General features: G+C 73.6%; 11 protein-coding genes. 5 read left to right on the forward strand and 6 right to left on the reverse strand.

From position 1 onward, the window contains the following. Nucleotides 1-235: 235 nt before the first annotated feature. Nucleotides 236-1219, reverse strand: coding sequence for a nucleoside hydrolase (locus tag ACZ63F_RS27420; RefSeq protein WP_469714572.1), 984 nt, complete (start codon nucleotides 1217-1219; stop codon nucleotides 236-238). Between the two features lie 87 nt (nucleotides 1220-1306). Further along, the gene (locus tag ACZ63F_RS27425; protein WP_469714574.1) at nucleotides 1307-2197 is read right to left on the reverse strand and encodes an SDR family oxidoreductase; all 891 of its coding nucleotides are present in this window, start codon (nucleotides 2195-2197) and stop codon (nucleotides 1307-1309) included. Nucleotides 2198-2299: 102 nt separating this feature from the next. Here ACZ63F_RS27425 and ACZ63F_RS27430 point away from each other — a divergent pair, with 102 nt between their 5' ends. Continuing rightward, nucleotides 2300-2872, forward strand: coding sequence for a TetR/AcrR family transcriptional regulator (locus ACZ63F_RS27430; protein WP_469714576.1), 573 nt, complete (start codon nucleotides 2300-2302; stop codon nucleotides 2870-2872). Between the two features lie 409 nt (nucleotides 2873-3281). Beyond that, entirely contained in the window at nucleotides 3282-4073 is a 792-nt protein-coding gene (locus ACZ63F_RS27435) for a hypothetical protein (RefSeq protein WP_469714579.1), read from the forward strand. 15 nt (nucleotides 4074-4088) lie between these two features. Here the strand turns inward: ACZ63F_RS27435 and ACZ63F_RS27440 are convergent, their stop codons facing one another. Next, complete coding sequence (locus tag ACZ63F_RS27440) at nucleotides 4089-5741, reverse strand: amidohydrolase (protein ID WP_469714581.1); 1653 nt, start codon at nucleotides 5739-5741, stop codon at nucleotides 4089-4091. Nucleotides 5742-5986: 245 nt separating this feature from the next. Then, a complete protein-coding gene (locus ACZ63F_RS27445) occupies nucleotides 5987-7330 on the reverse strand; it encodes a helix-turn-helix domain-containing protein (protein WP_469714583.1) in 1344 nt (447 codons plus the stop codon). A 563-nt stretch (nucleotides 7331-7893) separates the two neighbouring features. Here ACZ63F_RS27445 and ACZ63F_RS27450 point away from each other — a divergent pair. Beyond that, a complete protein-coding gene (locus tag ACZ63F_RS27450) occupies nucleotides 7894-8658 on the forward strand; it encodes an NPP1 family protein (RefSeq protein ID WP_469714585.1) in 765 nt (254 codons plus the stop codon). 162 nt (nucleotides 8659-8820) lie between these two features. Next, complete coding sequence (locus tag ACZ63F_RS27455; RefSeq protein ID WP_469714587.1) at nucleotides 8821-10791, forward strand: Ig-like domain repeat protein; 1971 nt, start codon at nucleotides 8821-8823, stop codon at nucleotides 10789-10791. Between the two features lie 6 nt (nucleotides 10792-10797). Here ACZ63F_RS27455 and ACZ63F_RS27460 read toward each other — a convergent pair whose 3' ends face one another. Together ACZ63F_RS27460 and ACZ63F_RS27465 are read right to left on the reverse strand one after the other, a co-directional pair. Beyond that, nucleotides 10798-11853, reverse strand: a complete 1056-nt coding sequence (locus ACZ63F_RS27460) for a hypothetical protein (protein WP_469714589.1) — start codon at nucleotides 11851-11853, stop codon at nucleotides 10798-10800. A 545-nt stretch (nucleotides 11854-12398) separates the two neighbouring features. Continuing rightward, nucleotides 12399-13520, reverse strand: a complete 1122-nt coding sequence (locus ACZ63F_RS27465; RefSeq protein WP_469714592.1) for a PP2C family protein-serine/threonine phosphatase — start codon at nucleotides 13518-13520, stop codon at nucleotides 12399-12401. A 146-nt stretch (nucleotides 13521-13666) separates the two neighbouring features. Between ACZ63F_RS27465 and ACZ63F_RS27470 the strand changes: the two genes are divergently transcribed. After that, nucleotides 13667-14107 (forward strand): hypothetical protein, encoded by a 441-nt coding sequence (locus ACZ63F_RS27470; RefSeq protein ID WP_469714595.1) that lies wholly within the window; start codon nucleotides 13667-13669, stop codon nucleotides 14105-14107. Nucleotides 14108-14426 lie beyond the last annotated feature (319 nt).

The following is a 14426-nucleotide window of genomic DNA, read 5'->3' on the forward strand; positions in this document are numbered from 1 at the left end:
CCCCCCCCCCCCCCCCCCCCCCCCCCCCCCCCCCCCCCCCCCCCCCCCCCCCCCCCCCCCCCCCCCCCCCCCCCCCCCCCCCCCCCCCCCCCACCTGCGCGTGGTCGGTCGTCGGGGTGGTGCCGGCGCCGGCCACGGAGTCGGCGGGACGACGCCCCCGAGGCCGCTCCATGGGCATCACCCGTCCCACTGGACCAGAGGACCAGAGGACCAGAGGACCAGAACGAGGGTGTGTTCAGTGGGGCAGGTCCCGGCCGCCGGCGACGGTCTCCAGGTACAGCTTCACGTACCGGTCCACGTCCACATCCAACGCCACATCCACCAGGGCCTGTTCGCGGGCACTGCCGTGGATCTCGGCCTCGCCGGGGCGGGGGCGGCGGTCCACGACGGTCTGGCCCCGGGCCGGGCCGGGGGCGAGGGAGACCTCGACCGGGAGGAGCCGGGTGGTGAGGCCGGCCGGGTCGGCGACGGCACAGACCGCGCCCGCGTCCCCGAGGCCGCCGGCGGCATCGTCGTCCCCGTCCTGATCGGGGGCCGCGGGCCGGTGCGCGAGCAGCTCCCCGGCGAGCCGGGCCCCCGGTTCCGCGCTCGCGCGCAGCCGTCGTACCTCGTCCCCCGGCACCACGACCCGCTGGAAGACGTCCAGGCCGTACATGGTGATCGGCACACCGGCGGTGAGCAGGACGGCGGCCGCCTCGGGGTCGTGCCAGACGTTGAACTCGGCGACCGGGGTGGCGTTCCCGGTCGCGACCGCGCCGCCCATGAACACGATCCGCTCGATGTTCCGGGTCACCTCCGGGTGGGTGCGCAGCAGCAGGGCGATGTTGGTCAGTGGCGCGGTGGGGACGAGGGTGACCGGGCGGGGCGAGCCGAGGATCTCGCGGCGCAGCAGGGTGACGGCGTCGACGTCGGCGGGGCGGCGGGTGGGCGCGGGCAGCCCGAGATCGCCCATCCCGTCCGTCCCGTGCACGTGCCGCGCCGACCGCGCCGCCTCGATCAACGGCCGCTCGGCGCCCCGGGCGACGGGCACGTCCCCGGCCCCGGCCCGCTCCAGCACGGTCAGGGTGTTCCGGACCACCCCGTCCACGTCCGTGTTCCCGGCGACACAGGACACCGCCCGCAGCTCCAGCCCCGGGTGCCGGACGGCGAACAGCAGGGCGAGGGCGTCGTCGACACCGGTGTCACAGTCGATGATCACGGGGATGGGCTGACCGGTCACGGGGGCTCCTTCCGTCGGCCCTGACTCTACGCAGCGGGCGGCACGTCGGTCGCCCCGAGGCGCGGACCCGCTTGCAGCCGCCCCTGGTCACTCACCCCTGAGGTAGTGCCCCTCCTCGAGATCGGCGAGAACCCCCGCCTCCACCGGTTCCCACCCCAGCAACTCCCGGGTCCGGCCGCTCCGCACCGGCACGTCCAGCGACACGAACGCCCCGAAGAACCCGAAGTGCTCGGCGCGCCGGTCCTCCGGCACGCTCTCCACCGGAATCCCCAGTCGCCGCCCGATCACCTCGGCGATCTCGCGCACCGCGACCCCCTCCTCGGCCGCCGCGTGCAACTCGGCGCCCGCCGGTGCCTTCTCCAGCGCGAGCCGGTAGAGCCGGGCGAGGTCCAGCGTGTGCACGGCGGACCACTGGTTGGAGCCGTCCCCCGCATAGCCGGAGACGCCGGTGGCCCGCGCGATCCGGATCAGCATCGGCAGGAACCCGCTCCGGTCCCGCGCACTGTGCACCACCGGCGGTATCCCGACGAGCACCGCACGCACCCCCTGGTCGGCGAGCTCGCCGAACAGCCGCCCCGTGGCGACCCGCGGATTGGTGCTGTAGGCAGCGCCGAGGTGCTCGTTGCCGTCGCCGTGCCCCATGCCGACCCCCAGGAGGGCCTTGCCGGTCCCGGCGAGCGCCTCGCCGAGGGCCTGCACCACGGCCAGGTCGGTGGCCGCCGCCCCGGCCATGTCGCCGGCGGCCATCGCCGTGTGGTCGAAGGCGAGATGGACGACGGCGTCGGCATCGGCCGCGGCCGCCCGCAGGCCGTCCGGATCCGCCAGGTCACCGCGGCGCACCTCGGCTCCCAGGGCCTTCACGGCCGCCGCGGAGTTCTCGGACCGGGCGAGGCCGACGACCTCGTGCCCGGCGTTCAGCAGTTCGGGAATGACGGCGGAGGCGATATGACCGCTCGCGCCGGTGACGAAGACACGCATGACAGCACTCTCCCCAGGATGGAAGGACAGGTGATGTGACTCGGTACCGTCACTCACCATACGCCTGTGACGGTACCGAGTCACATCACTTAGGCTGTCCCCATGGCCCGATGGGAACCGAACGCACGACTGCGCCTCGTGCACGCCGCGATCGACCTGTTCGGCGAGCAGGGGTACGACAGCACCACCGTCGCCCAGATCGCCGAGCGGGCCGGGCTGACCAAGACGACGTTCTTCCGGCACTTCCCGGACAAGCGCGAGGTGCTGTTCGCGGGGCAGGAGGAGCACGGCCGCCTGCTCGCCGAGGGAGCCGCGGCGGCGCCGGACACGGCGACCCCGCTGGAGGTGGTGGCCGCCGCCCTGGACGCCCTGGCCGGCTCCTTCACCCCGGAGCAGCGCGCGTTCGGCCCGCGGCTGATGCAGGTCATCGGCAGCCACAGCGAGCTGCGCGAACGCGCCGCGTTCAAGAACCTCAACCTCGCCACGACCCTGGCCACGGCCCTCCACGAGCGCGGCGTGCCCGACCCCACCGCGTCCCTCGCCGCCCACCTGGGCGCCCAGGCCTTCTCCGCCGCCTTCGCCCGCTGGATCACCCCGGCGAACGACCGCTCCCTCCCCGACCTGGCCCGCACCACCCTGACCGAACTCCGCGAGGCGACCGCGGCCCTCACGTAGCGGCCCGCACGCGGCCGCCCGCTCCGGCCGGGGCCGGTGTCAGCGCGTGGTGCCGTCGAGCCGCGGCGAGCGCGCCGCGTAGCCGGTGATCAGGAAGTCGATGAGGTGCGCGAGCTGGGGCTCGGCACCCCTGCCCGGGACTGCGACGGTAGGCGGTGTCCCGCCCCTGCACACGCACGAATGCGTGGCTCGTCATGGCTCCCGATCGTGGGAGACGGGGGCGTGGGGTGGGGAGGAGCGGACCATTCCCGGCAGCCCGCCCGACACCGGTCCCGGGTCACCTCACCCCGGGTCGGCGCAGGAGGGCTCACCCGGACGGACCGGAGCGGTGGCGGGCGGGGGCGGGAGGTGGTGGCGTGGGAGCACGCGTTCCGCTGCTCCCGAGTCCTGGTCCTGGAGAGGCCCCCGCATGAAAGCCATCGCCTCCGGTCTCGCCGTGGTCGGCCTCCTGGCCGCCTCCGCCTGCACCGCCGCCGAACCGCCGGAGGCGTCCGCCCCGGCCGCCAGTGCGACCACCGCCGAACGGGCCGCCCCGGCCGCCCCCGCCGCCTCGCCCGGTACGTCCGGCACGTCCGCCGTCCCGCCGCTCACCGTCGAGCAGGCGCAGGCCGCGCTGATCGACGAGGCCGACCTCGGCGTGCCGTGGACCGCGACCGACGGCACCGCCACCTGGCACGACGGGCTGCTCAAGGCGGCCACCGGCCAGGCCGACTGCCAGCGCCTCCTGGAGGCCCTGTACACCGACGAACTGCTCGGCACCCCAGCCGGCCCGCGGGCCGCCACCGCCCTCGACGACGGCGACGACGCGGCCCAGCTCCGCTACCAGGTCGACGCGAGCCGCATCGCCGACGTCGAGCGGACCCTGGCCTGGCTGCGGACCCTGCCCGACACCTGCGGGCAGTTCACCGCGCAGACCACCGCGGCCGGGACCGAGGCCGTCCGGATCACCGACGCCGGGCTGCCGCACGACCTCGGCGACGCGCGCCAGGGGCTCCGGATGACCCTCACCTCGCAGCCCGACCCCGCCGACGAGCCCACCACCCTCACCCTCGACGTCGCCCTCGTCCGCGTCGGCGACGACGCGATCGTCCTCACCGCCGGGGCCCTGGGCACCCTCCCCGACGACACCACCCAGCAGGCCCTCGACATCGGCGTCCAGCGCCTCTCCCAGGTACGCGAGAAGGGACGCGCCCAGGCCTAGCCGGCTCCGGACGCGTCACGTGCGGGCCGGTGAGGGCCGGTCGCACAGTTCCCCACGCCCCTGGAGGGGCACTGCCACCCCGCCCACGAATGTGTGGACGGGCTTCAGGTCACGCAGTTCGGCGCCCGTCGTGGTCGCCGGGTCGCGGTCCCACACCGTGAGGTCGGCCCAGCGGCCCGGGGTCAGGGTGCCGCGGACCCGGTCCTCGCCGGTGAGGCGGGCCGCCTGGGTGGTGTGCAGGATCAGGGCCTCCGGGTAGGTGATCGCGTGCTCGGGGCCCTTCACACCGATGACCGTCTGCCGGGTCGTCATGCCCCACACCGAGCGCATCGCGCCGAACTGGCCGACCGGGAAGTCGGAGCCCGCGCTGACCTGGGCGCCGAGGTCGATCCAGCCGCGCGCCGGGAAGAGGCGGGCGACCCGCTCCGGGCCCCAGAAGCCCTCCTCGACCTGGGCGGTGTCGTGCAGCAGCGGCTGCTGGATGGTGACCGGGATGCCCAACGCGACGGCGCGGGCGCGCTGTTCCGGGCCGGCCAGCCCGCCGTGCTCCATCACCAGGGTGCCGGCGGGCAGGCCGGGACTGCGGTCCAGGACGCGTTCGTAGACGTCGAGGAGGGTGCGGACCGCGCGGTCGCCGTAGGCGTGGGTGCCGACCCGCCAGCCGCGCCTGACCACCGCCTCGACCGCTTCGGCCAGCGCGTCCGGCTCCCAGATCAGCATCCCCGAGAAGGAGTGGTCGCAGGCGTACGGCTCCTCGGTGGCACCGGCCTCCAGGCCGCCGTCGAGACCGAACTTCACGCCCCACACCGACAGGTACGGGTCGGAGGTGTCGCGCCACCGCTCCATGGTGTCCAGCAGATCCTCCACCTGGGCGGCGCTCGTCATGCCGAGCGCCGAGATCAGCGCGCGCACCCTGGTGTGCAGGGCGCCGGCCTCGCGGGCGGCCCGGAGCACCCGGTAGTCCTCGGGGGTCACCGCGCAGTCCCGCACGGTGCCGATGCCGGTGGCGGCGTAGTCGCGGGAGGCGATGCGGAGTCCCTCGATGCGCTGGGCCCGGTCGGGGGCCGGGACCAGGCGTTCCACCAGGTGCAGGGCGTTGTCGATGAGCCGGCCGTCCAGACGGCCGCCGGCGTCGCGGCCGATGGTGCCGCCGGGCGGCACGGGGGTGTCCTCGGTGATGCCGGCGAGGCGCAGTGCGTAGCTGTTGACGACGTCGTTGTGACCGCCGCGCTTGACCAGGACCGGGTGCCGTCCGGTGGCCGTGTCGAGTTCGGCCGCGGTGGGCATGCGGCGCTCGGCCAGGTTGAGTTCCTGCCAGTTGGTGGTGGTGCGGATCCACTCGCCCTCGGGGGTGACCGCGGCCCGCTGCCGGATCAGGTCGAGGAACTCGGGGATGGTGCGGGCCTGGTGGACGGGGACGTCCTGGGCGCCGAGCGCGGCGAAGACCAGGTGGGTGTGGGTGTCGTCGAAGGCGGGCAGCACGGTGGCGCCGGGCAGGTCACGGACCTCGGTCCGCGCGGTCACCAGGTGGTCGAGGCCGTGCGGGTCGGCGGACACGGCGGCGATCCGGTCGCCGCGCACCGCCAGGGCCCGCCGGGGGGCCTGGCCGGGCACCAGCGTGTGCACCGCACCGGCGCGGATCAGCAGGTCTGCTCCGTGGTCGGTCATCGTCTTCTCCTCCAGCTCGCGGCGTCGCGAAGGTTTCGCTGACGGGACTGTTGTAGAAGCCGTTCGGCGGTTCGCCGCCATATCGAGGGCGCGGATGGAGGATGTACGCCATATCCGCCACCTCACCCGCGGATCATGCGACAGACCTGGAAGCCGCCCGTGGGGGCGCGCGGCACTGCGCGACCAGCCGCCACCGTCCGGCGGCCGGACGTGACCGCTACGCCGCGCGCGCCGGAACGGTGGTCCTACAGCGGCGGCTGTGCCGGTGCCGGTCCCAGGGTCGTGGTGCCCGGGGCCGTACGGTGGCCGAGGCCGGTGCGGTAGGCGTCGAGGGCCGCCTCCACCCGGCCGGTGCGGCGCAGCAGGTCGCCGAGGAGGCGGCACAGGTCCGCCAGGTCGCCGGCCGCGCCCGCCCGCTCCAGCAGGCTCAGCGCCCGTACGTAGTGCTCCTCCGCCGCCTCCGTGTCCCGGGCGTCCTCGGCGATGATGCCGAGCAGCCGGTGCGCGGCGGCCGAGTGGACCGCGCCGCGCTCGGAGGAGAAGTCGCCGAGCACGTCGTGGAGGAGTCCGGCGGCCTCGTCCGACTTGCCCCGGCGGTGCAGGACGTCGGCCAGTTCCACCGCCGCCTGGCTGCGGTACAGGGCCGCGCGGGTCTCCGACAGCATGGCGAGGGCCTCGCGCAACTCGTTCTCCGCGCGCTCCAGTTCGCCGTTCTGGGCGTAGACGTAGCCGCGCATCCAGTGGCAGTTGGCGAGTTCGGTACGGAGCTGGAGCTGGCGGTACAGCTCGGCGGCCTTGGCCAGGGAGGCGTCGGCGTCGGCGACCCGGCCCTCGGCGAGCAGGGTGCGGGCGACGGAGCGGTGCATCCGGGCGATCAGCGCGGGGTCGCCGGCCTGCGGGGCGAGGGCGAGGGCGAGTTCGGCGGCCTGGGCGGCGCGGGCGTGGGCGCCCATGTCCATGTAGGGGCCGATGGCGGAGGCGTAGAGGAGCAGGAGCGCGTCCGGGTCGTGCAGGCCGCCGCGGTTGAGTTCGTCGAGCGTGGACTCGAGGAGGTAGACGGCGTACCGCAGCTCACCCGCGAGGTAGTGGCTGACCGCCCGGCCGCGGATCGCCGGGACGCGCACCGGGAGGGGTTCGTCGGCGGTCCACAGCTCGGCCCGTTCGAAGAACTCCCTGGCCTGCTCCAGGTCACCGGTGTCCAGGGCGCATTCGCCCATCCCGAGCAGCGCGGTGGCCTGTTCGACCGCCAGCCCGTGCGCCTCGGCCTCCGCGAAGAGGCCGGCGTACTGGGCGGCGGCCGCCTCGGCCGCGCCGGTGGCCAGGGTGCGCTGGGCCTCGGTGAGCCGCAGCCTCAGGTCGGTGGCGAGGTGGGCGGGGCGCCCGCTGGCCAGCTCCTCGAAGCCGATGCCGAGCCGGCCCGCGATGTGCCGCAGCGCCTCGTCGGAGGCCCGAACCCGCCCGGCCTCCAGCGTGGAGATGTAGGCGGGCGTGTAGGCCGGTTCGGCCAGTTGCCGCTGGGTGAGCCCCTGTTCGGTGCGCAGTTGCTGCACCCGCCGCCCTATGGTCTCCGGATCGTCCCGTTCACGCATCTGGCCGTTCCCCCCAACTCCCCCTGGACCTCTTGCCGTTGAGCTCCGACTACCCCTAGGTTAAACCGCGGATTAAACGTGCTTAACCCGCCCCTGTTGTTGCGAGGTCGCCGTGCTCGGACGCACATCCGCACGCCCCACCGCAAGCGCTACCACACGTCCCAGCGCACGCTACGCCCGTGGTCTCGTCGCCGCCGTGATCGCCGTGGCCGCGCTCATCACCGCGGCCAACGCCGGCCCGGCCCGGGCGACGGACGACGCCCCCGCCGCCCCGACCGCGGCGACCGCCCGGCACTGAGCGTTCCGCCGGCCGCGCCGCCGTTCGGGGCGCCACCCCGTGCCCCCACCCCACCATCGCCCCCGGCGGGACCCTCCCCCTGTCCCGCCGGGGGTTCCGGCCGCGTCCGCACGGTGACCAGTTCCGCGAAATGCCGCCCCTCGTTTGGTAGAAAGCCCTTCCACGGGACCCTCCGCCTGGCACTCTCGGGCCTGCGCCCGGATGTCATGTCCGGGACGAAAAGACCGTACCAACGGCCCCCCGGACCCCCGACTGGAGCCCCCCGATGCCCCGCACCAGAACCCGTCGTCTCGGCCGAGCCACCGCCGTCGCGGGCAGCGCCGCCGCGCTCACCCTCGCCCTCCCCTTCACCGCCTCGGCGGGCGTGCTCCAGAACCTCCCGGAGAACGCGACCACGTTCCAGAAGTTCTTCGAGCCGCTGTACGACTACGACACCGACAGCTGCTACCCGGCCGCCGCCATCGACCCCGACGGCAACCTCAACGGCGGCCTGAAGCCGACCGGTTCCGTCACCGGCAGCTGCCGTACCGGCCACCTCGACCACGCCAACACCTACTCGCGGGCCAAGTGCGACAACGGCTGGTGCGGGATCATCTACGCCAGCTACTTCGAGAAGGACGAGGCCTCCCCGGGCATCGGGCACCGCCACGACTGGGAGTGCATCGTCGTCTGGGTCAGACAGGGCGCCGACCACCCGTCGTACCTGTCCGCCTCCCAGCACGGCGACTTCGAGACCGAGGCGGTCGCCGACGTGCCGATGAGCAGCCAGCGCGTGCAGGTCGTCTACCACAAGGACGGCCTGAGCACCCACGACTTCCGGTTCGCCAAGTGGGGCGAGGCCCCGGAGAACGACGACGCCGCCTGGCACCAGGAGAACCTGCTCGCCTGGGACACCATGGCGTCCAACCTCCGCGGCATCCTGAACGCCTCCGACTGGGGCGACGCGAACTTCCCGCTCCAGGACGCCAAGTTCGACGACCACCTGAACAAGGCCAAGCCGAGCACGATCACGTTCGACGCGTACGCCTGACGAGATCCGGCCCCCGCCCCCGCCCCCGAATCCCGGATGCCGGTTGTCAGTGGCATGACCTAGTCTTCCCCACATCCGCCACACGCGGCCCACAGCAAGCGCACACACGTGGGCCGCGTTCCGTGGCGTCCATTTCATTCGATCCGGGGGGTTCGAATCAGCGTGCGTATCCGCACCGTCACGGCCGCCACCACCCTGGCGGTCCTCTTCAGCTCCGCAGCCCTGGCCGCCGCGCCGGCCTACGCCGACACCAGCGCGCTCCTGCCCGTCAAGTCGCTCGGTGACATCGTCGTCGACGGCACCCACCAGCAGGTCTTCATCAGCGACCCGGTCAACGGCAAGATCGTCGTCACCGACTACTCGGGCACCGTGCTCAAGCAGCTGACGACCAACCTGTCGGGGGTCAGCGGCCTCGAACTGTCCGCCGACTCGGGCACGCTCTACGCGGCCGTGCAGGACCTGGACGCCATCGCCGTCATCGACACCGCGACCGACACCGAGACCACCCGCTACACGGTCGGCGACAAGCCGCGGAGCGTCGCCCTCGCGGGCGGCAAGCTCTGGTTCGGCTACGGAGGCGCCGCGGCCGGCAACATCGGCTCGGTCGACCTGACCGGCGACCACACGGTCGCCCTCAACCAGGACAACAGCTGGTACCAGGCGCCGGTCCTGGACGCGGCACCCGGCTCCGGCACCCTGGTCGCGGGCGCCCCCGGCCAGAGCCCGGTCGAGCTGGCCTCCTACGACGTCTCGTCGGGCACCGCGACCAAGCTGGCCGGCACCCGCGACGCCGGCAGCAACCTCGGCGACCTCCAGGTCACCCCCGACGGCAAGGACGTCGTGGTGGCCAGCGGAGCGCCCTACTACCACCAGGTGTTCAAGACCTCCGACCTCAACGAGGACGGCAAGTACACCAGCACCGCCTACCCGAACTCCGTGGCCATCGCGCCCGACGGCACGGTCGCGGGCGGCAGCTTCGCCTGGTACGACCCGGACGTCTACATCTTCCACCCGGGCAGCAGCGAGGCCGTGCGCACGTACGACTTCCCCAACACGGGCAGCACCAGCGGGGCGGACACCCTCGCCGACGCCGGGCTGGCCTGGGCCCCGGACGGCTCCCGGCTGTTCGCGGTGACGTACAACAGCGAGGACGTGTACTCCCTGCGCGAGTACGACAGCCCGGGCCGGGCGGCCACCACCCTCACGGTGAACGCCCCGGCGTCGGCGACCCGCGGCAAGCTGCTCACCGTCACCGGCACGCTCTCCTCGACGACCGCGCTGCCCGCCGGCGCCCAGGTCACCGTCGTCCGCACCGACCTGGACTCCCCGGCCGGGAAGGCGCTGCCCGCCGTCACGGTCAAGGCCGACGGCACCTACTCCTTCACCGACACCCCGCCGGCCGGCGGCAAGGTGACGTACACGGTCTCCTACGCGGGAGACGGCGAGCACACGGCCGCCTCCGCCAGGGACACCGTGGACGTCTCCCGTGCCAAGCCGACGCTGACGCTGAACAACAACGGCAAGGTGTACGCGTACGGGAAGGACGTGAAGTTCACGGCCCACCTCGGCACGACGTACAAGAACCGCACGGTGGAGCTCTGGGCCGACCCGGCCGGCTCGGACAAGCCCGACAAGCTGGTGAAGTCCGGGAAGGTCGACTCGCACGGCAACCTCTCCGTGGTCCTCGACCTGAAGCGGGACACCAAGGTCACCGCCAAGTTCGCGGGCGACGCCCGCTGGCAGCCGCGGTCGGTGTCCAGCACGGTGGGCGCGAAGGTCAGCGTCTCCATGGCGGTCAGCCGCCAGTACAAGTCGAAGAAGGCCTGGGGCCAGACCTACTACTACTTCCACAAGACCAAGAACCCGCTGTTCACGACCAAGATGCCGTACTACCGCGGCCGTGCCCAGCGGTTCGACTTCCAGGTCTACTACCAGGGCACGTGGTACGCGGACACCTCGAAGTACTTCGCCCTGGCCACCAGCGGGGTCTCGCAGGTCGAGTTCACCGGCAACCACAAGGGGGACGTGGGCTGGCGCTTCCGCGTCCGCTCCGACTACATCGACGGGGCGTCCGGCGACACGGTCAACGCCACGACGTACGGCGCCTGGAAGTACTTCACGTTCACGAGCTGAACCCTGTCACTGGGTCTGCAACTGCCGCAGGTGCTGCTGGACGTGGTCCAGGGCACCTTCCCGGCGGCCCGGCACCCTGAGTCTCAACTCCGCGAGCGCGGGCCCGAGTTCACGGGCCCGCGCCGTGTCCTTGATGGCGCCCCACTGGTGGTGGGCCCGGTCCACCGCCGCCTCGACGGCCGGTGCGTCGGCCGGCTGCCCGGCGCCCAGGCGGGCACCGGCGACGGTCAGCCAGGTACGGCAGCTCCGCACCGCGTCCCCCGCGAACATCGCGAGGTCGGCACGGACCTCGGACCAGTGCAGGGCGTCCTCGGAGGCCGGCCCGTGCGCCCGCGCGGCCGCCTGCTCCCAGCGGGCGGCGAGCTCGTCCGCCTCCGCGTACCGCCCGTCCCGTACGGCCGCGCTGATGGCGTCGTGCGGATCGCCGCTGTCCGGGGTGTGGGTGCTGAACAGGATGTCGGCGGCGAGCTCCGCCCCGAGCCGTGCGAGCACCTGCCGGTGCAGCTCCGCCATCGCCGGCCGGTACCCGCTCCTCAGCACGGTCGCCACGGCCTTCATGTACGACGGTGCGGCGACCTCCCGCCGGGCGGGCGGCGGCGCGATCCGCCCGTGCACGGCGTTGTTCCGCCCGCAGTCGAGCGGAACGGTACGCAACTGCTCCCACACCTCGTGCTCCGCGTGCAGATCGAGCACCAGCGTCGTCGCCCCGGGCGGCCGCAGCCGCAGCTCCTCCCGGACCCAGTGCCAGGGCAGGCCGGTGTAGCGGACGGTGGCGGGCGTGGTCCGGGCCAGCGCGAGATGCGGCAGCCGCTGTTTGCGGTCCAGGTGGAGCTGGCCCGTGACGAACACGGTGAGCGGGCCTGGCGCGGCCGCGGCGGCACGCAGCCGGGTCAGCACGGCCTGCGGCTCCAGGGGGTCGGCGAGCTCGACGACGTTCGCGGTCTCCGTGCCGGAGAGTATCGCCGGGGGCACGGCCGCGAGCACGGGGAGCACGGAGGCGGCGTCCACCATGCGTGCTTTGCCTGTCGGCGAGGCCGCGATCAGCAGCACGGTTCCGGGCATCGGGCCCTCCCCCTTTGTTCCCCTGTTTCACTTACGCCAGCACGGTAACCGCTGCGCTTGCAAAGCGGGGCCCACGGAAGCCCTTTGACCCGGGTAACGCCCGGTACGCCCCCTGAGCGTCCCCCGAGCCCGCCCCCTGCCCCCGCTCCCCTTGACCGCAGCCCCCACTCCCGCCCCACCCCCCTCCACCCTTCCGATCCCGGACGGCGTCACCGGGGCCGGAACCGGAAACGGCGCCCTCTACTCCCTCGCCGCCCCCACCCCCACCTCTCTATCGCCCCCACCCCACCGGTCCCCTCCTCCTCACTTTTCGCCCTCCCTGCCCCTTTTCCCACCCCTCTGCCTGTGCCTTCCCTGCGCTTCTCCGCCGCCCCCTTCTTTTCCGCCGTGACGGCGCTCAGCCACGACGGTGCGGCTCGGCGGTGCCGGGCAGCCGCAAGCCGCCGTCGGGGCGCCTGCCCGTTGCGGAGCAATGCGCCGTCGTGGCTGATCGCGCAGTTCCCCGCGCCCCTGAGGGGCCGCTGTCGGCCCCCGCCTTCGTGGCTCTAAGGGGGTGGGGTGCGGCGTACCGCGAAGATGGTGGTGTCGTCGGAGAGGTGGCCGTGGCTGTGGTGGAGGACGCCCTCGCGGATGTAGGCGACGAGGCGGGTGGGGTCGGGGGCGGGGGCACGGGCGGCGGCGTCGGGGAGGGAGTAGAAGGCGCCGTTGCCGTTTCTGGCCTCGGTGACGCCGTCCGTGGTGATGAGGAGGGTCTCGTCGGGGGCGAGGGTGACGGTGCGGGTGGGGGGCGGGCCGCTCGCCGCCGCGAGGTCGGCCATGCCGAGGGGGAGCCCGTCGCCCGGGGGCAGGGGGCGTACCCCCGCCGGCCCCACCGCCAGCGGCGGCTCGTGGCCGAAGTTGACGACTTCCACCACGTCCGGGTCACCCGGCGGGAAGCCGAGCAGGACCGCCGTGGCGAAGCGGTCGCCGTCGTCCCTGCCCAGCGCCACCGTGTGGCCCCGGTGCCGGATCAACCGGGTCTCCAGCCGGTCGGCCACCGTCGCCAGGTCCCGTTCGTGGTACCCCGCCTCACGGAACGTCCCCAGCAGCGCCGCCGCCGTCTCCACCGCCCCCAGCCCCTTGCCCTGGACGTCCCCGACCAGCACCCGCGTGCCGTACAGCCCCGGCTGGATGTCGTAGAAGTCGCCGCCCACCCGCACCTGGCTGTCCGCGGCGAGGTACACCGCCGCGTGCTCCAGCCCGGCCCACCCCTGCGGCAGCGGGCGCAGCACGGTACGCACGGTGGTCTCGGCGATGTCCCGCATGTGCAGCATCCGCCGCTCGCCGTTCCTGCGGACCACGCAGGCGAGGATGGCCAGCAGCCCCGCGAAGGCGACCAGGATGAAGTCGGGCAGCCCGGCCTGGTACTCCTTCGGCCAGGCGCTGTCCACGGCGACGTAGTCGAGGACCGACAGCACCGCGAAGACCGCCGTCGTCCAGACCCCGCAGAGCGCGGCCGCGATACCGGGGACCAGGACGATCCAGGAGACGATCCGGAACCGCTCGGTGGTGTTGAGGTCGACCGCCGTGATCCCGGCGAGCAGCAGGAGCGGCGCCACCCAGGCGACGCTCCGGCCCCTGACCCACAGCAGCTCCCTGCACCGCCGCACGGCCTGGTGGTCGGTCACGAGAGTCAGGGAAACACGGGCGGGCACGCCTCGCACGTCGTACGTGATCCCCTACGAAGCGTCGTACGGGATGCACTGACCGACTTGCCAGGGGGTACCCGCAGGTGTGCTCTGGAAGACGGGGGCGAGGAGAGAGGAGCACGCTCATGGCTCAAGCGGCACCCACGTCCGGTGGTATGCCCCGGAGCGGCCGGACGCCCGACGTGTTCAGTACGCAGATGCACGCCAGGGCCCGGGTGGCCATACCGGTGGTGACCGGGCTGATCTACGGCTACTGGGCCGCGGCCAACCGGCGCATGGGCGGGCCCATCACCGGCTGGAACCTGCTGTTCGGCTTCCTGACCGCGCTCGTCTTCGCGGTGGTGCTGTTCGGCGTGCTGACCGTCGCCCCACGGCTGCGGCGGGAGCTGCACGCGGTGGTGTGGACGGCGTTCATGGGCACCGCCTTCGGCTTCCTGTACAGCCAGAGCAGCGAATCGATTCTCCGGTGCGTCGCGATGTCGCTCGCGGTCGCGGCGGTGACGTTCATCGTGATGTTCTACCGGTTCTACACGCACGAGGACGCGGTCGGACACCGCATCCGTTAGCCGCGCGCCCGGCTGAGGCCGGCGCCGGGCGGCGCCGCGAGCTGCGCGCGTGGACAATCCCGCCGCCGACCCCGGCCGTGGGCCCCGGCCCCCACGGCCGGGGCCCACGTGTTTCCCCTGTTTCCCCTCACCGGTCGCCGAGGCGCTGCGGGCGCCCGGCGACGTTCCCCCACCAGGAAACACCCGTTCGGGTCAACCCTCCACCGGAGCGCGGCGCCCCAGGGGTTTCCGGCCCGGCCGGCACCGCCGTACCCCCGTTCGGCTCCACCTGCGCCCCCCGACGCCCCCGAATGCAGTCGCCCCGCTCGCCTGACCGGTC

The sequence above is a fragment of the Streptomyces sp. NPDC104761 genome (genome assembly GCF_055583445.1).